Origin of the sequence: Caulobacter sp. Root487D2Y, assembly GCF_001427165.1 — a bacterium.
Classification (GTDB): Bacteria; Pseudomonadota; Alphaproteobacteria; order Caulobacterales; family Caulobacteraceae; genus Caulobacter.
Genome location: NZ_LMFD01000001.1, coordinates 47,251 through 64,855 on the forward strand (window position 1 = coordinate 47,251; position 17,605 = coordinate 64,855).

General features: G+C 68.5%; 21 protein-coding genes and 1 tRNA gene. 7 read left to right on the forward strand and 15 right to left on the reverse strand.

From position 1 onward, the window contains the following. Positions 1 to 79: 79 nt before the first annotated feature. The 5 genes from mscL to aroA form a co-directional block, all read right to left on the reverse strand. Complete coding sequence (gene mscL, locus ASD38_RS00220; RefSeq protein ID WP_056456657.1) at positions 80 to 538, reverse strand: large-conductance mechanosensitive channel protein MscL; 459 nt, start codon at positions 536 to 538, stop codon at positions 80 to 82. 107 nt (positions 539 to 645) lie between these two features. After that, a complete protein-coding gene (locus ASD38_RS00225; protein ID WP_007676040.1) occupies positions 646 to 930 on the reverse strand; it encodes an integration host factor subunit beta in 285 nt (94 codons plus the stop codon). Positions 931 to 1,133: 203 nt separating this feature from the next. Further along, positions 1,134 to 2,843, reverse strand: coding sequence for a 30S ribosomal protein S1 (rpsA, locus tag ASD38_RS00230; protein ID WP_056438241.1), 1,710 nt, complete (start codon positions 2,841 to 2,843; stop codon positions 1,134 to 1,136). Positions 2,844 to 2,974: 131 nt separating this feature from the next. Next, positions 2,975 to 3,640: a (d)CMP kinase gene (cmk, locus tag ASD38_RS00235; protein WP_056456660.1), complete on the reverse strand. Its 666-nt coding sequence runs from the start codon at positions 3,638 to 3,640 to the stop codon at positions 2,975 to 2,977. 2 nt (positions 3,641 to 3,642) lie between these two features. Next, positions 3,643 to 4,965 carry a 3-phosphoshikimate 1-carboxyvinyltransferase gene (gene aroA / locus ASD38_RS00240; protein WP_056456663.1) on the reverse strand — a complete coding sequence of 441 codons (1,323 nt, stop codon included), beginning with the start codon at positions 4,963 to 4,965 and terminating at the stop codon, positions 3,643 to 3,645. Positions 4,966 to 5,080: 115 nt separating this feature from the next. Between aroA and ASD38_RS00245 the strand changes: the two genes are divergently transcribed. Together ASD38_RS00245 and ASD38_RS00250 are read left to right on the forward strand one after the other, a co-directional pair. Then, complete coding sequence (locus ASD38_RS00245; RefSeq protein WP_056438342.1) at positions 5,081 to 5,548, forward strand: TIGR02300 family protein; 468 nt, start codon at positions 5,081 to 5,083, stop codon at positions 5,546 to 5,548. 188 nt (positions 5,549 to 5,736) lie between these two features. Next, positions 5,737 to 5,812 (forward strand) — tRNA-Ala (locus tag ASD38_RS00250). Positions 5,813 to 5,864: 52 nt separating this feature from the next. On the opposite strand, the gene ASD38_RS00255 is transcribed toward ASD38_RS00250, so the two are convergent. Beyond that, positions 5,865 to 6,833 carry an alpha/beta fold hydrolase gene (locus ASD38_RS00255; protein WP_056456666.1) on the reverse strand — a complete coding sequence of 323 codons (969 nt, stop codon included), beginning with the start codon at positions 6,831 to 6,833 and terminating at the stop codon, positions 5,865 to 5,867. A 131-nt stretch (positions 6,834 to 6,964) separates the two neighbouring features. Between ASD38_RS00255 and ASD38_RS00260 the strand changes: the two genes are divergently transcribed. After that, on the forward strand, positions 6,965 to 7,792 hold the full coding sequence (locus tag ASD38_RS00260) for a helix-turn-helix domain-containing protein (protein ID WP_056438341.1): 828 nt from the start codon (positions 6,965 to 6,967) through the stop codon (positions 7,790 to 7,792). A gap of 922 nt (positions 7,793 to 8,714) precedes the next feature. On the opposite strand, the gene cysQ is transcribed toward ASD38_RS00260, so the two are convergent. Together cysQ and ASD38_RS00270 are read right to left on the reverse strand one after the other, a co-directional pair. Next, positions 8,715 to 9,491 (reverse strand): 3'(2'),5'-bisphosphate nucleotidase CysQ, encoded by a 777-nt coding sequence (gene cysQ, locus ASD38_RS00265; RefSeq protein ID WP_056438228.1) that lies wholly within the window; start codon positions 9,489 to 9,491, stop codon positions 8,715 to 8,717. Beyond that, positions 9,491 to 9,676 carry a DUF3553 domain-containing protein gene (locus ASD38_RS00270; RefSeq protein WP_056438340.1) on the reverse strand — a complete coding sequence of 62 codons (186 nt, stop codon included), beginning with the start codon at positions 9,674 to 9,676 and terminating at the stop codon, positions 9,491 to 9,493. Before ASD38_RS00270 ends, cysQ begins: the two co-directional genes overlap by 1 nt. 96 nt (positions 9,677 to 9,772) lie before the next feature. Here ASD38_RS00270 and chpT point away from each other — a divergent pair, with 96 nt between their 5' ends. From chpT to ASD38_RS00285, 3 genes are all read left to right on the forward strand, one after another. Beyond that, positions 9,773 to 10,462, forward strand: coding sequence for a histidine phosphotransferase ChpT (gene chpT / locus ASD38_RS00275; RefSeq protein ID WP_056456669.1), 690 nt, complete (start codon positions 9,773 to 9,775; stop codon positions 10,460 to 10,462). 84 nt (positions 10,463 to 10,546) lie between these two features. Further along, positions 10,547 to 10,924 (forward strand): response regulator, encoded by a 378-nt coding sequence (locus ASD38_RS00280; protein ID WP_162250210.1) that lies wholly within the window; start codon positions 10,547 to 10,549, stop codon positions 10,922 to 10,924. Further along, a complete protein-coding gene (locus tag ASD38_RS00285; protein WP_056438219.1) occupies positions 10,921 to 11,733 on the forward strand; it encodes a CheR family methyltransferase in 813 nt (270 codons plus the stop codon). The genes ASD38_RS00280 and ASD38_RS00285 overlap by 4 nt, the downstream gene beginning before the upstream one ends. Before the next feature lie 30 nt (positions 11,734 to 11,763). On the opposite strand, the gene ASD38_RS00290 is transcribed toward ASD38_RS00285, so the two are convergent. The 5 genes from ASD38_RS00290 to nepR all read right to left on the reverse strand — a co-directional run bounded on the left by ASD38_RS00290 (position 11,764) and on the right by nepR (position 15,826). Continuing rightward, positions 11,764 to 12,825 carry a hypothetical protein gene (locus ASD38_RS00290; protein WP_056456672.1) on the reverse strand — a complete coding sequence of 354 codons (1,062 nt, stop codon included), beginning with the start codon at positions 12,823 to 12,825 and terminating at the stop codon, positions 11,764 to 11,766. Between the two features lie 295 nt (positions 12,826 to 13,120). Beyond that, positions 13,121 to 13,255 carry an entericidin A/B family lipoprotein gene (locus ASD38_RS00295; protein ID WP_056438213.1) on the reverse strand — a complete coding sequence of 45 codons (135 nt, stop codon included), beginning with the start codon at positions 13,253 to 13,255 and terminating at the stop codon, positions 13,121 to 13,123. Positions 13,256 to 13,323: 68 nt separating this feature from the next. Continuing rightward, positions 13,324 to 15,036, reverse strand: a complete 1,713-nt coding sequence (gene phyK / locus ASD38_RS00300; protein ID WP_056438210.1) for a sensor histidine kinase PhyK — start codon at positions 15,034 to 15,036, stop codon at positions 13,324 to 13,326. Beyond that, the gene (locus tag ASD38_RS00305; RefSeq protein ID WP_056438207.1) at positions 15,033 to 15,638 is read right to left on the reverse strand and encodes a sigma-70 family RNA polymerase sigma factor; all 606 of its coding nucleotides are present in this window, start codon (positions 15,636 to 15,638) and stop codon (positions 15,033 to 15,035) included. Before ASD38_RS00305 ends, phyK begins: the two co-directional genes overlap by 4 nt. Before the next feature lie 2 nt (positions 15,639 to 15,640). After that, positions 15,641 to 15,826 (reverse strand): anti-sigma T factor NepR, encoded by a 186-nt coding sequence (nepR, locus tag ASD38_RS00310; RefSeq protein ID WP_028040104.1) that lies wholly within the window; start codon positions 15,824 to 15,826, stop codon positions 15,641 to 15,643. Between the two features lie 246 nt (positions 15,827 to 16,072). Between nepR and phyR the strand changes: the two genes are divergently transcribed. Beyond that, positions 16,073 to 16,873 carry an anti-anti sigma factor/receiver protein PhyR gene (gene phyR / locus ASD38_RS00315; protein ID WP_056438203.1) on the forward strand — a complete coding sequence of 267 codons (801 nt, stop codon included), beginning with the start codon at positions 16,073 to 16,075 and terminating at the stop codon, positions 16,871 to 16,873. A 99-nt stretch (positions 16,874 to 16,972) separates the two neighbouring features. Here phyR and ASD38_RS00320 read toward each other — a convergent pair whose 3' ends face one another. Beyond that, entirely contained in the window at positions 16,973 to 17,224 is a 252-nt protein-coding gene (locus tag ASD38_RS00320) for a hypothetical protein (protein ID WP_056438200.1), read from the reverse strand. Positions 17,225 to 17,236: 12 nt separating this feature from the next. After that, the gene (locus tag ASD38_RS00325) at positions 17,237 to 17,446 is read right to left on the reverse strand and encodes a hypothetical protein (RefSeq protein WP_235523733.1); all 210 of its coding nucleotides are present in this window, start codon (positions 17,444 to 17,446) and stop codon (positions 17,237 to 17,239) included. Positions 17,447 to 17,605: the final 159 nt, after the last annotated feature.

Below are 17,605 nucleotides of genomic sequence, written 5' to 3' on the forward strand. Positions count from 1 at the left end.
GATTGGGCCGAACCGGCCGATCACTCCCTCCTCCGTCGGCTTCGCCGACACCTCCCCCACAGGGGGAGGAGCTGTGGCGTCAGGCCTTGGGCTTCGGCCTAGCCGGGACTTTGGCCGACGCCGCCGGCCTGGCCAGCAGGTCGCGGATCTCGGTCAGCAGCCTTTCCTCGGGCGTCGGGGCCGCCGGGGCTTCCGGCGCGGGTTCGGCGGCCTCGGCGCGGCGGAGCTGGTTGACCAGCTTGACCAGCAGGAACACCACCACCGCCACGATCAGGAACTGGATCACGGTGTTGATGAAGGCGCCGTACTGCACGGCGACCTTCTCGACCGCCGTCGTCGCCGGGTCCTCGGGCTTGAGCACCCATTCCATTTTGGAGAAGTCCAGCCCGCCCATGGCCAAGCCGATCGGCGGCATGACCACCTGGTCGACCAGGCTCTTGACGATCGAGTTGAACGCCGCGCCGATGATCACGCCGACGGCCAGGTCGATGACGTTGCCGCGCGCGATGAACTCGCGGAATTCCTTGATGATGCTCATGCGGGACCTCTTCCGATCAAGGTCGGAAAGGCTGAACGCGTTCGCGCCCCTGGGTCAAGGCTCGGAGGGGGCGAGAATCAGAGGGAGTCGAGCGTCCGGAGACGGCCCTATTCGTCGGCGTTCAGGCGTCCGCGCAGTTCCTTGCCGCTCTTGAAGAACGGCACGTGCTTGGCGCGCACGTCGACGGTCTCGCCGGTGCGAGGGTTGCGACCGGCGCGGGCCGGGCGCGAGCGCACGGACAGGGCGCCGAAGCCGCGGAGCTCCACGCGGCCGCCCTCCTCGAGCGCACCGATCATGCGTTCAAGAATGACGCCGACAACGCGTTCGACGTCCTTCTGGGTCAGGTGCGGATTTTCGTTCGCGAGCCTGGCGATGAGTTCGGACTTGATCATCGATATCCCCGACGCGGCAAAGCGGCCCTGGGGAGGCAGGACCCGGCGCGCGTGCGACCTTTGCCCAAGCAAGCCTGAGTCTTCAAGGGGAAAGCTTGATATCCGAGTCGGGTTTACGACCCATTGGGTTAACGGCGGACCCAAAGAAAACGGCGGCCGGATCGCTCCGGCCGCCGCTCTTTTGCTCGCGATGAGGCGAAGCCTTAGTCCTTGGTGGCCCGCTCGCGCAGGGCCGCGCCCAGGATGTCGCCCAGCGAAGCGCCGGAGTCCGACGAGCCGAACTGCTCGATGGCTTCCTTTTCTTCGGCCATTTCCAGCGACTTGATCGACATCGAAACGCGGCGAGCCGCCTTGTCGATGTTGGTGATCTGAGCGTCGACGCGGTCACCCACGGCGAAGCGCTCGGGGCGCTGTTCCTGACGGTCGCGCGACAGGTCCGACTTGCGGATGAAGGCGGTCATCAGGGCGTCGTCTTCACCGAAGCGCACTTCGATGCCGCCGGTGGTGACTTCCGTCACCGTGACGGTCACGGTCTGGCTCTTGCGGTAGGTGTCGCCCGACATCGGATCGCCGCCCAGCTGCTTGATGCCCAGCGAGATGCGTTCCTTCTCGACGTCGACGTCGAGAACCTTCGCCTTGACCATGTCGCCCTTCTTGTAGCGGGCCATGGCTTCTTCGCCCGAGGCGCTCCAGTCGATGTCCGACAGGTGCACCATGCCGTCGATGTCGTTGTCGAGGCCGATGAACAGACCGAATTCGGTCGCGTTCTTGACTTCGCCTTCGACGGTCGAGCCGACCGGGTGGGTTTCGAGGAACGAATCCCACGGGTTGGCCAGGGCCTGCTTCAGGCCCAGCGAAACGCGGCGCTTGGACGGATCGACGTCCAGCACGACCACGTCGACTTCTTGCGAGGTCGAGACGATCTTGCCGGGGTGGACGTTCTTCTTGGTCCAGGACATTTCCGAGACGTGCACCAGGCCTTCAACGCCGGCTTCCAGCTCAACGAACGCGCCGTAGTCGGTGATGTTGGTGATGCGGCCCGTGAACTTGGCGCCGACCGGGTACTTGGCTTCGACACCATCCCACGGATCCGACTGCAGCTGCTTCATGCCGAGGCTGATGCGCTGGGTGTCCGGGTTGATCTTGACGATCTGGACCTTCACGGTGTCGCCCACGGCGAGCACTTGGCTCGGGTGGTTGACGCGCTTCCAGCTCATGTCGGTGACGTGCAGCAGGCCGTCAATGCCGCCCAGGTCGACGAACGCACCGTAGTCGGTGATGTTCTTGACGACGCCTTCGCGGATTTCACCCTCTTGCAGCTGCGACACCAGTTCGGTGCGCTGCTCGGCGCGGGCTTCTTCCAGGATGGCGCGACGCGAGACGACGATGTTGCCGCGCGGACGGTCCATCTTGAGGATGGCGAAGGGCTGTTCCTTGCCCATGAGCGGGCCGACGTCGCGCACCGGGCGGATGTCGACTTGCGAGCCGGGCAGGAAGGCCGAGGCGCCGCCCAGGTCGACGGTGAAGCCGCCCTTGACGCGACCGACGATGGCGCCGAGCACGGGTTCGTTCTTGGCGTAGACGCCTTCCAGACGGGTCCAGGCTTCTTCGCGCTTGGCCTTTTCGCGGCTGATGACCGCTTCGCCCAGGGCGTTTTCCAGGCGTTCCAGGAAGACTTCGACCGAGTCGCCGACCTTGATGGTGGGCTTGCCGGTTTCGTCGACGCCGAATTCCTTCTGGGGAACGCGGCCTTCGGTCTTCAGACCGACGTCGATGATCGCGAAGTCCTTCTCGATCCCGACAACGATGCCCTTGACGACGGTGCCTTCCTGGAAGTCGCGGCCGCCCATAGAATCGTTCAGCAGCGCTTCGAAATCGTCGCGCGTCGGGTTGAAGCTCATATCGTCAGCCATGCTGATGTTTAGTCTCGTGTTGAGGGAAGCCCTGCGATGAGCGCCGTCGAATGACGGTTCTCGGGATTCCGGGTTGGGTGATTTTGATGCGGATCCGTCGCGTCCTGAGCGGCGGCGAGGCGGGCGGTGGATTAGCCCTTGGGGTTTCCCCACCGGGCGCGCGCCGTCTCGACGATGCGGCGGGCCGCATCGAAGGCCTGCTCTATAGTCATTTCCGACGTATCAAGCAAGACGGCGTCGGGAGCTTGGGTCATCGGCGCGCTGGCCCGGCCGCCGTCGCGCTCGTCACGTTTGCGGATGTCGGCCAGGATCTCGTCGAAGGTCACGGCCTCGCCCTGGCCGACCAGCTGCTTCCAGCGCCGGTCGGCGCGGACCTCGGGGCTGGCGGTGACGAACAGCTTGGCCGGCGCCTCGGGGGCGATGACCGTGCCGATGTCGCGCCCGTCGATCACGCTCCCCGGCTCGCGCAGGGCGAAGTCGCGCTGCAGGTCGAACAGGGCCGCGCGGACGCCCGGATGCACGGCCACCCGGCTGGCGGCCTCGCCGGCCTGCCGGGTGCGGACTTCCGGCATCTCCAGCTCGGCCAGCTCCAGGCGCCGCGCGGCGGCTTCGGCGGCGATCGCGTCGTCCAGGTCGCCGTCGGCGTTCAGCAGGCGCATGCCGACGGCTCGATAGAGCAGGCCGGTGTCCAGCATCGGGTAGCCGTAGAGCTTGGCCAGCCGGCTGGCGACCGTGCCCTTGCCCGAGGCGGCGGGACCGTCGACGGCGATGACGAAGGCCGCATTCTTGGGGGCCATGGTCAGGCTTCCTCGATCGTCCCGCCCAGCCCGCGCATCATGTCGGCGAAGCCGGGGAAGCTGGTGGCGATCATGCCGGGCTCGTCGATCGACACCGGCGCCTGGGCGGCCATGCCGAGGACCAGGTGGCTCATGGCGATCCGGTGGTCGCCATGGGTCTCGACCATGGTCCCGCCGCGCGGCGCCTGGCCCGTTCCGCGGACGATGAAGCCCTCGGGCTCTTCCTCGACATCGACGCCGCAGGCCTCCAGGCCAGCGGCGGTCAGGGCGATGCGGTCGCTTTCCTTGACGCGCATCTCGCCGACGCCGCGCATGATCGTCTCGCCCGTCGCGAAGGCCGCGGCCACCGCCAGGATCGGATATTCGTCGATCATCGCCGGCGCGCGCTCGGGCGGCACGACGACGCCCTTCATGTCGGGCGAATAGCGGGCGGTGATGTCGCCGACCTGCTCGCCGCTGCTCTCGCGCACGTTCGAGATGACCAGGTCCGCGCCCATCTCCCGCAGGGTGGTGAACAGGCCCGTGCGCAGTTCGTTGAGCATCACCCCCTCGACCGTCACTTCCGAACCGGGGACGATCAGGCCGGCCACCAGCGGGAAGGCCGCCGACGACGGATCGCCCGGCACGGCCACGTGGGTTCCGGTCAGCTTCTGGCCGGCCGGCAGGCGGATATGCCGCACGCCGTCCTTGTCTTCCACGATCACCTCGGCCCCGAAGGCCCGCAGCATGCGCTCGGTGTGGTCGCGGGTGGCTTCCGGCTCGATCACCTCGACCCCGCCCTCGGCGTGCAGACCGGCCAGCAGCACGGCCGACTTCACCTGGGCCGAGGCCATCGGCAGCTTGTAGGACAGGCCACGCAGGTTGCCGCCCTTCAGGGTCAGCGGCAGGCGGCCCTTGTCGCGGCCCAGCCAGGTGGCGCCCATCCTGGCCAGCGGGTCCAGGACCCGGCTCATCGGACGGCCGCGCAGGGAATTGTCGCCGGTGAAGGTGGCGCACAGCGGGAAACCCGCCGCCGCGCCCATGATCAGCCGCACGCCGGTGCCGGCGTTGCCGCAGTCGACCACGTCCAAGGGTTCGACGAAGCCGCCCTGGCCCTCGATCCGCCAGCGGCCGCCGCCTTCCTGTTCGACCCGCGCGCCGAACGACCGCATGGCCTGGGCGGTCGCCAGAACATCGGCGCCCTCGAGCAGGCCTTCCACCGTGGTGGTCCCCGAAGCCAGGGCGCCGAGGATCATCGACCGGTGCGAAATCGACTTGTCGCCGGGCGCGCGAACCGTTCCACGGAGGGGCCCACCGGGGGTGCTCTTCAATCCAGCCGCCGTCATGCCGCCACCGGCCTCCGTATCATGAGCTTTTCGCGAGGGGTTTGCTTTTGACAGCGGCCCTCGGCCATGGCAAGTGACCGGCCGCTTTCCCCATCTGGATCAAAGGGTCGCCAACTTGGCCAATCCCGAACTGGGCGCAAAACAAATTTGCCCCAACTGCCAATCGAAATTTTACGACCTGGGCCGCCGCCCGGCCGTTTGTCCCAAGTGCGGCGAGTCGTTCGATCCTGAAGAGGCGCTGAAGTCGCGCCGCGTCCGGGCTCGCGCCGTGACGCCGGATTACGACGCCGAGGACGAGAAGCCCGCCCCCGCTCCCAAGGAGGAGGATGGCTACGAGGACGAGGTCGATGAGACCCCGGAAATCGACGCGGCCGCCGAGGAAGTCGTCGAGGCCGAAGACGACGACACCGACCCGACCGTCGCCCCGGCCCCGGCCGCCGACGACCTGGGCGTCGACTTCTCGGAAGACGAGGATCTCGCCGAGGACGAAGCCGACGACGTTCCGTTCCTCGAGGACGAAGACGACGAGGACGTCCTGGAAGACGAAATCGAGGGCCTGCCGGGCGCGGACGACGACGACTGACGTCATCCGCACCCGCCGGAAAATTGATCGAACAACGGTCCGAAAAATTTTCCGAAAAAAGTATGCCGGGAGGGTTGATCCAAAAATCCTCCCGGCATAGGTTCCGCGCCTCTTCGGGGGCCACCCACCGGGAACCGCCGAAGACACTCAGGAATTCTTGGATTTCCCGCCGGAGATCTTCGAACCTTGGGGCTATAGCTCAGCTGGTAGAGCGCTTGAATGGCATTCAAGAGGTCAGCGGTTCGACTCCGCTTAGCTCCACCAAAACGGCCGCTTCCCTAAAGGGAGCGGCCGTTTCCATATCCGGCGACCGCCTTCACACGCCCCAAAGCTTCCGCGCCTCCTCGGCGACGACGTCCGGATACTCCTCGGGCCAGAACAGCTTGGCGGTCGGCAGCCGGCGCACGCCCTTCGCGTTCGGCAGCACGCGGTCCAGATAGTCCGGACTTTCCTTGGCGAAGATGTCGTCGGCCATGCCCCAGACGATGCGGGTCGGAACCTCGCACCGGCGCAGGGCCGCCTCGATCCCGGCCAGGGGATTGGGGTCCAGGCCCAGGGTGTAGGCGTTGACCAGGGCCTTGCTGGCCGGGCTGGCGACCAGCGGACCCAAATACATCGCGATCGCCGCGTCGGTGGGCTGGCTGGGGTCGGAGAAGCACAGGCCGCCGAGCCCCTTCGGCGAGCGGGCCGCTCCAGGGTCGTTGAACCAGGGGACCAGCCATTCGTCCGGATAGGTTCCCGCGCGGGCCAGGGCCAGGACCGGCTGCAGGGCGGGCGGCGGGCTGTCGGGCTCGACGTCGCAATTGGTCAGCAGCAGGGTGCGGACCCGATCCGGAAAGCGGGTGACGAAGATCTGGGCCACCGCCCCGCCGCTGTCGTTGGCGACCAGGTCGACCGAGGCGACGCCCAGGGCGTCGAGGAACGCCGCCAGCATGTCGGCCTGGTCGGACGGGGCGACGCCCTGGCCGGCGGCCACGCGGGTGAAGCCCAGGCCCATGGAATCCGGGGCGATGCAGCGCCGGTGGCGCGACAGCCGGTCGAAGGCGCCGCGCCACTGGAAGCCGTTGAGCGGAAAGCCGTGCAGGAACAGGGCGACCGGACCGGCCCCGCGCTCGACATAGGCGATGTCGCCGAACTTGGTGGGCAGATGGCGGCGCGCGGCGTTCCAGGCCCGCGCGGCCCTGGCGTCGTCCTCGGCGCGGGGCAAGGCGCCCTCGGCCCTCGCGGCGGCGGCGGTGAGGGCCCCCAGGCCCGCCGCGGCGGTCAGGAACTGTCGTCTTTGCATGGTCCGATCCTCATGGCGGGGACGCGGCGCCCCGATGAGCGGAAGGACTAGGACCGCGGGATCAGCGGCTCCATGACCTGGGAGGTTATGGCGATCATGCCCGTCGCGGTTAGTGTCAGGTCATGAACACGATGACTTCTCCGCCGCCTCGGGGCGCTCTCGCCTCGCCAAGCGCCTTGGGCGACCATCCTTTGGGCGACCTGCTGCGCCAGTGGCGGAGCGCCCGCCGGATGAGCCAGATGGACCTGGCGCTGGAGGCCGGGATCTCGACCCGCCACCTCAGCTATGTCGAAACCGGCAAGGCGCGGCCCAGCCGCGAGCTGGTCGCCCTGCTGGCCGGGGCGTTGGACATGCCCATGCGCGACCGCAACGCCCTGCTGGTCGTCGCCGGCTACGCGCCGGGCTATCGCGAGACCGCCCTGTCGGACCCGCAGATGACCCTGGTGCGGCGGGCCATCGAGTTCATCCTGGCCCAGCAGGAGCCCTATCCCGCCTTCGTGGCGAACCGGCACTGGGACGTGCTGATGGCCAATGCGGGCCTGGCGCGGGTGTTCGACTGGCTGCGCGACGGGGTCCAGCCGCACGGCAACATCATGCGCCAGGTCTTCGACCCCGCCGACATGCGGCCCTTCATCGAAAATTGGGAGGAGGTGGCCGGCGACCTGATCGGCCATCTGCATCACGAGGCGGCCACCGACAGGACGTCCCGCGCCCTGCTCGACGAGGTGCTGGCCTATCCGGACGTGCCGGCCCGCTGGGAACGGCGTGAGCTGGGCGCCGCGCCCCTGCCGCTGCTGACCGTGACCTTCCGCAAGGGCGACCGGCGCCTGACCTTCTTCTCGACCCTGACCACCTTCGGGACCTCGCGCGACATCACGCTGGAGGAGCTGCGGGTCGAATGCATGTTCCCCGCCGACGACGAGACGGCGGCGTTCTGCCGCGCGCTGGCCGGGGGGTGAGGGGCGAGCCGCGGGGAACGCGGGGGACTGCGGGGGACTGCGGGGGACATGCACTCACGCCCCGGCTCGGCCGGGTTGCAGAGGACTGCCGTGAGTGCGTGTCCCCAACGTCATCCGCTGAGCTTGCCGGCTTTGAGCGGGGGCAGCCTGGACGCGTCGTGGATGGCGTTGGGGACACGCACTCACCCCACGTTCGGGGGGCGATTGGCCGAGGCCGTGGCGTGAGTGCATGTCCCCGGCGGGGATCGAGCGGCGTCTATCCCCGTCAGCGCCGCGAAGAACATCAACAACTTCAACCTTCTGAAAATAATCAGCGTCACAATCACTGGCGCGTTCACGGCCTCGCCATACTGAACAGGTCCCCATCGCGGGGGAGGGCTCTTGGTACCGGCCCAAGCAGGCGATGGGGATCGAACCGAGCGGGGCCGCGCAGGGCCGCGCGCGAGGCAGGTCGGGGTCTGTTCGTGGATAGATCCGGGAACCCGCGAAACCTCGCCGGGAGCTGCGTGGGTCGACGGGGCCGGGAGTTCAAACCGGCCTGTTCCAGGATCAGTCGGAGTCGCCGACGGCCCCTTCCGGGCGACCTGATCCTGCCCGTCCGAGGGGAAACGTCGATCGGGATGAAACAGGCCCTCAATCGCCGTCCCTCGGTAAAAACGGTTCGGCGGAGCGGTCAGGTCTAGCCGAAACGCACACACAACCTCACGGTCATCCGGGCTCGGCCCGGACCGCTCCGCGCCTCCCCACTGCCTTTCGGGACATCCCGTCAGGTCGCGAAGCCGTGCGCCCCAGGCGCTCCCCCTGTGGAGGAGGTGTCGGCGCAGCCGGAGGGGGGAGTTATGAGGCAATGACCAGATCCAGGATCGGCGATCCAAGACTCCCCCCACCGGCCTTCATCCGCCTCCCCCACGGGGGGAGGGACCTAGGCCCCGCGCGCCACGAACCAGCCGTTGCGGAAGCCCTGGTCGGCCTTGCCGTAGGTGAAGGCCTCGCCCTCGGGCGTGGTCAAGCGCCCCCCGGCGGCGATCAGGATGGCGTGGCCGGCGGCGGTGTCCCACTCCATGGTCGGGCCGTGGCGCGGATAGATGTCGGCCGCGCCCTCGGCGATGCGGACCAGCTTGATCGAGCTGTCCATCGGGGCGCGTAGGCTGAAGCCGTACTGGACCGCCAGCTCGGTCGCCCGCTCCTCCTTCATGGTGTGGCTGATCAGGGCCAAGGCCTGGCCCTCGGGCCAGACCCTGACCTGGACGCGGATCTCGGCGGCCCCGGGACCTTCGCGCTTGAGCACGCCGTCGGCGCTGGTGAACCAGACCTCGCCCGTCGCCGGAGCGCAGATCGCGCCGGCCACCGGGACGCCGTTGTCGATCAGGCCGATATTGACCGTGAAGTTGGGGTCGCCGCGCACGAAGGCCTTGGTGCCGTCGACCGGATCGACCAGGAAGAAGCGCGGGCCGATGGCCTCCGGCGCGCCGAACTCGCTGGCGTGCTCTTCCGAAATCGCCGGGATCTCGGGGAAGCGCTCGGCCAGCCTGGCCAGGATCAGCCGCTCGCCGGCCCTGTCGGCCTCGGTCACCGGGCTCTCGTCGGCCTTGCGCACCACGTCCAGCTCGGTGCGCCAGAACGGCAGGATGACCTCGGCGGCCGCCTCGACGATCGTCGCCAGGTCGCGGCCGTAGTCAGCCAGGTTCGCATAGCTCATCAGGTACCTCGGGGGTCGTCGCCGACGAACAGCAAGGTGACGCGCGTCGCGTCGACCGTCCGCTTGCCGGCGTCTTCGAAATTGACGGTCACGCGATGGCCGATCACCGACTGCACCTGGCCCAGGCCCCAGTCGGGCTGGTCGGGATGGCGCACGAGGACGCCCGGCTCGAGAAACGGATCCATGACGCGCTCCTGATAGGACGCCGCCCCGGCCCGCACCAGCCCCGTTTCGCCCCGGCGCCGTTTGCCAAAGTCCCAAATCACGCCAAAGATCGCGCCATGACCGACGCCGCCCCCACGCCCGCCCAAAACGCTCCCTCGGCCGACGCTCCCGAGCTGAACGTCAACGGTCCCGACTTCGCCGCCCTGGTGGCGGCCCGCCTCTGTCACGACTTCATCAGCCCGGCCAGCGCCATCGTCTCGGGCCTGGACCTGCTGGAGGATCCCTCCGCCCAGGACATGCGCGAGGACGCCATGAGCCTGATCTCGTCCAGCGCCCGCAAGCTGGCCGACCTCCTTCAGTTCACGCGTGTCGCGTTTGGAGCCTCTGCATCGGCCGAGAACTTCGACTCCCGCGAGCTGGAAAAGCTGGCCCAGGGCGTGTTCGCCCACGTGCGCCCGACGATGGACTGGGCCATCCCGCCCTCGACCCTGAACAAGGCCAGCGCCCGCGCCATCCTCAACATCGCCCAGATCGCCGCCAGCGCCCTTCCGGCCGGCGGCAAGGCGACGCTGCGGGCCGTGGCCGCCGACGGCCGGGTGGCGATCACCGCCGACGCCGTCGGTCCGCGCGCCCGCCTTCGCCCCGAGGTCCTCGCCGGCCTGAAGGGCGAGGCCCTGGCCGAGGGCCTGGGCGGTCCGTGGGTGCAGGCGGCCTATCTGAACGCCCTGGTCCGCGCGGCCGGCGGCCAGGTCGGGGTCGAACTGGGCGAGGACAAGGTCAGCCTGGCGGCCTGGGTCCCGGCCTGAGTTTTTCCGAGCGATAAAACCCCGAAGATCGCGATCACCGTCACCGCTCCTTAACCCCCTCCGCCGCAAGTTGGACGGACTGTATTGGAGCGTGCCGTGAAGACCTGTCTCGTCGTCGACGACAGCCGGGTGATCCGCAAAGTCGCCCGGCGCGTCCTGGAAGACATAGGCTTCGAAATCGCCGAGGCCGCCGACGGCGTGGAAGCCCTGGCCTGGTGCCGGGCGGCGATGCCCGACGCCGTGCTCCTGGACTGGAACATGCCGGTGATGAACGGGATCGAGTTCCTGCGCCATCTGCGCCAGGAGCCGGGCGGCCAAGGCCCGACCGTGGTCTTCTGCACCGTCGAGAACAAGATCGAGGCCATTCGCGAGGCGCTGGACGCCGGCGCGGACGAGTACATCATGAAGCCATTCGACGGCGACATCATCGCGGCGAAGTTCGCCGAGGCGGGCCTGCTGTGACACCCGAGGACATGGACCTGCTGGCCGCCCTGGCCCGCCAGCGCGCGGGTCTGCGGATCGAGAGCGACAAGGTCTATCTGATCGAAAGCCGGCTCAATCCCCTGGCGCGCCGGGAAGGCTTCGAGTCGATCGAGGCGATGATCGCCGCCCTGCGCGCCCACCGCGAGGACCGGCTGATCTGGGCCGTCGTCGAGGCCCTGACCCTGAACGAAACCGCGTTCTTCCGCGACCGCGAGGTCTTCGCCCAGCTGCGCGACGAACTGCTGCCGACCTTGTCGAAGCTGGTGCGCAAGCGGCCGATCCGGATCTGGAGCGCCGCCTGCTCGACCGGCCAGGAAGTCTATTCCCTGGCCATGACCGCCGCCCAGGCTCGCGACATCGCGCCCGGCGCACGGTTCGAATTCTTCGGATCGGACCTTTCCGACCGCTGCCTGGAGAAGGCCCAGAGCGGCCTCTACACCCAGTTCGAGGTGCAGCGCGGTCTGCCGATCCGCCTGCTGGTCGAGCATTTCGAGAACCAGGACGAGATGTGGGCGATCAGCCCGCGCATCCGCCAGTCGGTGCGTTGGCGGCGGATCAACCTGCTGGCCGACCTGTCCTCGATGGGCAAGTTCGACGTCATCCTGCTGCGCAACGTGCTGCCCGGCCTGGATCCCAGCGTGCATGGCCGCGTGATCGAGAGCCTCGCCGCCCGCCTGGAAGACGACGGCGTGCTGCTGGTCGGCAGCGGGGAAAGCCTGGAGGGAATCACCGGCGCCGTGCGCGCGGTCTCCGGCCGAGCGGGCCTTTTCACCCGCGCCGCGGCCTGACACGCATAGATCTGACGGCTCAAGGCGGGCTCAGGCCCTGGCGGTCCCCAGCCTCGCGCCCCGCTCGCGCCAGACGGCCCGCATCCGATCCCAGACGGTCGCGGCTTCGCGTTCGGGCAGCGCCTTGACCAGTTTGCGATAAAGGGTCTGGACAGGCCCCGGCGCCGTCAGCGCCGCCGACAGGTCCAGAGCCTCGATCATCGCCACCGCCTCCTTGCGATAGTCGACGCCGACCCCGCCGGCGTGAGGCGCGGGCGTGCGGCAGTCGCCGAAGTCGAGCTTCACCCCCGTCAGCACCTCGATCGCCGTGGCCATGGTGCGGGCATATTCCGGATCGCCGCCCAGGCGGTCCACGTCGATGACCAGGTCGGCGCGCGGCAAGGCCGCCGCATAGGACAGCACATAGACGGCCAGGAAGGCGGCGAACGACACCCGGGCGGGGGCTCGCTTCAGGCGTTTGCGCACGGCCTGGATGCGATCGAAGAGCTCCCCCTTCGCCGCCGTCAGCCCCAGCCGCCGCGCGCCCGCCGCGCCGCCCGCGGCCTCGGACAGGATCACGTACTGGCAGAGCTCGAAATAGGTCGGTCGGGGCCGCTTGCGCAGCGAATAGAACGACCGCCACTGCTGCACCGGATCGCGGATCAGCACGATATGGGTGCCGCCGAACCGTCGCCGCAGCCAACCGATCCGACCCAGGGTCCGGCAACAGGCCAGGACCGGCGTGCGCGCCTCGCGCCGCGCCGCCTCGATCAGGGTCTCGACATAGGCGGCCTGGCCGGGATCCTCCTGGTCGGGCGGCAGGAAATAGTCATCCAGGGCCATCCGCGTCTCGAAGCCGTGGACGCCGCCGTCCGGCCGCAGCAGGCCGGAGAATTCGGACAGGTAGGGCAGCCCTTCGGTCGGGTGGCGCAGGCCGCTGGTGGACGGCCGCTCGTGCTCGATCCGCTCGGGCGTCAGCCGCGCCAGCTGCTCGTGCCAGGGCTCGTAATAGGCCATCACCTCGGGGACGGCGCGAAAGCGATGCCAGACATAGGTGCTGGAGCATCGCCAACCGCTGTGGACGAAGATCGGCGCTGAGGACGGACGCGGCAATTGAGGCTCATACCCATGGGAGAGACCCACAGGCTGAGGCCGCCGCTTGGCTGGCGAATATCGATTCAGGCCTGATTTCGACGAGATTTGTAACGGATGCGTCACCGGCGAGATTGGTCGTCACGCAAAACCCGACCCGGCGTTGCGAAATCGGCTGGAAATTGCATTTCGGAAATAAAATCTAGGGCAGCTATCCGCCGCGGAAGCCGCCTCGAAAAAGCCCGCCGATCCAGAGGGATCGACGGGCTTGCTCCTGGACCCGGCGGAACCGGGCCCAGCTATTTTCGATTCAGGACTACTTGGCGTCCTTGGCGGTGTCGCTGACGGCGTTGCCGGCCGACGAGACGTCCTTGCCGGCGCCTTCGACGGTGTTGCAGGCGGCGACGGTGAGGCTGGCGGCGATCGCGGCCAGAATGATGAGCTTGCGCATGGGTCTTCTCCGGTGATCGCCCCAACGGGCGTCTGAGGTGTTGCCCCAGCAGAACGTGGGCGGCGCAGCTAGGTTCCGGTGGAGACCGAGTCGCTCGGCGGCGCCTGCGGCGTCGGGAACACCAATCGCACCAGGAGGCCGCCCGCCGGCGAGGTCTCGAACAGCAGCTTGCCGCGCAGCTGGCGCGCGAAGGCGGTCATCAAGGTTCGCCCCACGCCCTCGACCGGACCCATCGGCGCGCCGGGGCCGTCGTCGCCGATCGCCAGCTCGGCCTCTTCGCCGCGCACGAAGAACTCGACCGTCAGCGTGCCGCCGCGTTCGGCCAGCGCGTGCTTCTGGGCGTTGGTGATCGCCTCGACCGCGAACAGGGCCAGCGGCGCCAGACGGTCGGGATCGATGACCAGCGGATCGGCGTGGACCTCGGTGCGGATCGGACCGCCGGTCGACATGTCGCCCGCCAGCAGCAGGGCGGTCAGTTCTTCCAGGAACGGGCGCAGGTCCACGCGCTTGAGATCGGGACCCTGGTAGAGCGCCCGGTAGATCTGGGCCAGGGCGGTGATGCGCTGGCGGGTGTCGTTCAGGGCCATCCGGGCGGCGGGATCGGTCAGGGCCCGCTGCTGCATGTTCAGCAGGCTGGAGATGATCTGCAGGTTGTTCTTCACCCGGTGATGGATCTCGCGCATCAGCGCGTCCTTCTCACCCAGGCTGTCGCGCAGCGAGGCGTCGCGGGCGACGATGGCGGCGGCCATGTCGTCGAGCGTGGCCGCCAGCTCGCGGATCTCGGGCGGGGCGCGCTCGGCCTGCAGCGGGCGCACGGTGAACCGGCCGCGGGCGTAGATGGCGGCGACCCGGCGCAGATAGACGATCCAGCGGATCACGGCCTGCTCGGTGGCGTAGAGCACGGCCGCCAGGGCGAGCACAAAGGCGAGAAGGGGCGCCAGCAGGCGCAGCATCGGATTCAGCCAGGCCCAGGAGGCCAGGCCCGGAGCCTTGGCCGACAGGATGACGAACACCTCCTCGCCGACCAGGGGCGCGGCCGAGAAGTCGCGAGGACGATCGTCGGCGTCCCGGCCCGACCACAGGGCCGAGCCGTTCTTGACCGTCTGGTCCCGCCAGGCCCTGGACGACGTGCCGAACGCCCGCTTGTTGGTCGCGGCGAAGACGTGACCCTCGGAGTCCGCCAGGGCCACCTCCGCGCCGCCCGGCAGATAGCGGTTGGCGGTCTCGGGCTGGATGGTCGACAGGGTCAGCACGGCGGCCATGGCCCCGTCGAAGCGGCCGTCCCGCGTTTCGGCCCGCACGGCCGTCAGGACCGCGGGCTCGTCCGCATAGGTGACGCCGGGATTACTGGCCACGACCATGTGCGACCCGGCGGCCAGGCGCTGGAACCAGCGCCGGCTGGCGCGGGTGGCGTCCGGCGGCGTGGTGGCGGCGGCGCAGGACACCCGGCCATAGGCGTCGAAGCGGATCAGGTTGGCGTAGCCCGGCAGGCGCTGCTTCACCCTGTCCAGACGCTGGGTGCATTCCAGCCCGACCGAGCCCGGACCGAGGGTCTGGAGCAGGACGCCGGCCGCCTCGATGCGGGCGCGGGCGATCGCGGCGCTGCGGCCGGCCGCCAGCTCCAGGCTCTGACGGCGCGAGTCGGCCTCGGCCTTGAAGGCGAAAACCGACTGCAGGACGCCGAGGATCAGAACGGGCAGGAGCGCGAGGAACAATGCGCCGGCCAGCCGGACCCGGATGGAGCCGACCGTCCCGGCTCCTCGTCCGAGGAGAGATTTCACCGCAGGGTGCTCAGTCTCTCCGCGTCGGCCAGGATGGCGTACATCGCGTCGCCGGCGGCGCCGCCGTCGCGGTCATAGGCGCCGGCCTCGAGAATCGCCTGCAGGGCTCGCCGCGCCCGGCTGACCCGGCTCTTCACCGTGCCCACGGCGCAGCCGCAGATCTCGGCGGCCTCTTCGTAGGCGAAGCCGCCGGCCCCGACCAGGATCAGGGCTTCGCGCTGTTCCGGCGGCAGCATGGCCAGGCTGAGCCGCAGCTCGTCCAGGGCCACCGGCGCCTCGGGATCGTCGACCGCCACCAGGGTGCGTTCGGCCGCTTCCTGGTCGAGCTGGCTCTGACGCCAGGATCGGCGCTTTTCGGAATAGAACTGGTTGCGCAGGATCATGAAGGTCCAGGCCTTCATGTTGGTGCCCAGCTGGAAGCTGGCGCGGGCGTCCCAGGCCTTCATCATGGCGTCCTGCGCCAGATCGTCGGCCGCGGTGGGATCGCCTGTCAGGGTTCTGGCGAAGGCCCGCAGATGCGGGATGAGCGTGACGAGCTCTTTCTTGAAGGTCCCGTCACGGGCCGGATCGAACGGTGACCGGCCGACTTGCGCTTCGCTCATGCTCAACGCTCTCCCGAAGGCGTCTCGGCCTTGCGCAGGATGTCTAGAAACTCGTCGGGGACCGGCTCGTTCACGACCTCGTCGAACATCTGACGAAGCTTGACGCCGATAGCCTGCTGGCGGAGCCGTGCTTCATCGAGCGCGGCCGCCCCTTTACGGTGATCTTCCATGGGTACGTGTTCGATCATGTCCTCGACGCCGACAAGACGCGGCGCCCGCCCCCTTTGGCCGAATGAGAGTACGCCGGATGACAACGTCGGATTCCCTATGGGGTTCCACAAGCTTGGGCATATGATGGCAAAATTCTTCTGACTTCGGAACCCTGCCATGGAACCGGCGCATGAGGGTCGCGTTTATGTACGGATAGCCGAACGGCGCAGCTTCACCGCACCGTAGGCTTTTTTGTATTCGAAGACACTCACACGGGAGGGGTCATGAGTCTTCTTGCTCGGCTGGCGCCGCACTTGCCCTATGTTCGTCGCTACGCCCGCGCCCTGACTGGCGACCAGACCACTGGCGACCACTATGTCCGCGTCGCGCTCGAGGCCCTGGCGGCCGGCGAGCGGTCGCTGGACGCCAATCTGTCGCCGCGCGTCGCCTTGTATCGCGTGTTCCACGCCATTTGGCTGTCTTCGGGCGCGCAGCTCGAAGCGCGTCGCGACGACTCGATCAACGCGGCCGATGACGCCTCGCAACGCCTGATGCGGATCGCGCCGCGCTCGCGCCAGGCGTTCCTGCTCACCGCCCTGGAAGGCTTCACCCCGACCGAGGCCTCGCAGATTCTCGACTGCGACTTCGGCGAGGTCGAACGCCTGATCGCCGAGGCCCAGAGCGAGATCGACGCTGAACTGGCCACCGAGGTCCTGATCATCGAAGACGAACCGGTGATCGCGGCCGATATCGAGGCCCTGGTGCGCGAACTGGGGCACGATGTGATCGACATCGCCGCCACTCGCGGCGAAGCGGTCGACGCGGTGGCCCGCCGCACGCCCGGCCTGGTGCTGGCCGACATCCAGTTGGCCGACGGCTCGTCGGGCATCGACGCGGTCAAGGACATCCTGGCCCGCCTCGACGTGCCCGTGATCTTCATCACCGCCTTCCCCGAACGCCTGCTGACCGGCGAGCGCCCTGAGCCGACCTTCCTGATCACCAAGCCCTTCCAGCCCGAAACGGTGAAGGCGGCGATCGGCCAGGCGCTGTTCTTCCATCCGCGCCGCAGACAGAAGGCCGCCTGATCCCAGGCCAGGAACCAAAGTCAGGCTCCGAAACGATCAAGGCCCCGGTTTTCACCGGGGCCTTTTTCGTGGGCGTCGCGCCAGGCGTTCCGGAGGCGATCAGCCGGCGGGCGTCTGCTTCACCGGAGCCTGCTCGGTCGAATAGTGCTCGGCTTCCTGTGTGGTGGTCGCGCCCTTGGTGTGCTCGACCCCGGCCAGATCGCCGGAGCGCAGGCCCCAGGCGCCGAACAGCGCGGCGGCGGCCAGCACCGTCGAGAGGATCAGCACCCAGAAAACGTGCTTGCCCCAACGGCCCTGGCGGGCGCGGGTGGCGTTGAGCGTGGGACCGTGATGTTCGAGATCGGTGGGCATGGGAGGGCCTCCTTAGCGGGCGGCGAAATAGGCTCCCGCGTCCGGCGCCGCCGAACCGCTTGGAGCGAGGTTGTCGTTGAAGTGCTGGAGAACCCCCGCCGAAGCCGCCACCGCGGCGATCACCGCCAGGGCCCTCATGCGATTGCGGGCGACCTTCTGTCGACGAGTCGGCGCGTGCTCGAAAGCCAGTCCACCATGTTCGGCCTGATAGGTGCGGATCACGACGTTGCTCCCCAGTTCCAGGCCACGCGGCCTTCAGGAAATCAACGTCTCGTCCTCGGCGACGTTCCCTTCGCCCTGGGCCCGGGCGAGCTGGGAACGGGGAGCGCGGCGGGCGGAAAAATAAATCGCGGGAAAAGCGAAAAAAGCGCCGTGTGGCGG

Bases quoted from the DNA above. Each gene is read 5' to 3' on its own strand.
- mscL (WP_056456657.1), bottom strand. From the start codon at position 538: ATGAGCATCATCAAGGAATTCCGCGAGTTCATCGCGCGCGGCAACGTC.
- ASD38_RS00225 (WP_007676040.1), bottom strand. From the start codon at position 930: ATGATCAAGTCCGAACTCATCGCCAGGCTCGCGAACGAAAATCCGCAC.
- rpsA (WP_056438241.1), bottom strand. From the start codon at position 2,843: ATGGCTGACGATATGAGCTTCAACCCGACGCGCGACGATTTCGAAGCG.
- cmk (WP_056456660.1), bottom strand. From the start codon at position 3,640: ATGGCCCCCAAGAATGCGGCCTTCGTCATCGCCGTCGACGGTCCCGCC.
- aroA (WP_056456663.1), bottom strand. From the start codon at position 4,965: ATGACGGCGGCTGGATTGAAGAGCACCCCCGGTGGGCCCCTCCGTGGA.
- ASD38_RS00255 (WP_056456666.1), bottom strand. From the start codon at position 6,833: ATGCAAAGACGACAGTTCCTGACCGCCGCGGCGGGCCTGGGGGCCCTC.
- ASD38_RS00260 (WP_056438341.1), top strand. From the start codon at position 6,965: ATGACTTCTCCGCCGCCTCGGGGCGCTCTCGCCTCGCCAAGCGCCTTG.
- cysQ (WP_056438228.1), bottom strand. From the start codon at position 9,491: ATGAGCTATGCGAACCTGGCTGACTACGGCCGCGACCTGGCGACGATC.
- ASD38_RS00270 (WP_056438340.1), bottom strand. From the start codon at position 9,676: ATGGATCCGTTTCTCGAGCCGGGCGTCCTCGTGCGCCATCCCGACCAG.
- chpT (WP_056456669.1), top strand. From the start codon at position 9,773: ATGACCGACGCCGCCCCCACGCCCGCCCAAAACGCTCCCTCGGCCGAC.
- ASD38_RS00295 (WP_056438213.1), bottom strand. From the start codon at position 13,255: ATGCGCAAGCTCATCATTCTGGCCGCGATCGCCGCCAGCCTCACCGTC.
- ASD38_RS00305 (WP_056438207.1), bottom strand. From the start codon at position 15,638: ATGAGCGAAGCGCAAGTCGGCCGGTCACCGTTCGATCCGGCCCGTGAC.
- nepR (WP_028040104.1), bottom strand. From the start codon at position 15,826: ATGATCGAACACGTACCCATGGAAGATCACCGTAAAGGGGCGGCCGCG.
- phyR (WP_056438203.1), top strand. From the start codon at position 16,073: ATGAGTCTTCTTGCTCGGCTGGCGCCGCACTTGCCCTATGTTCGTCGC.
- ASD38_RS00320 (WP_056438200.1), bottom strand. From the start codon at position 17,224: ATGCCCACCGATCTCGAACATCACGGTCCCACGCTCAACGCCACCCGC.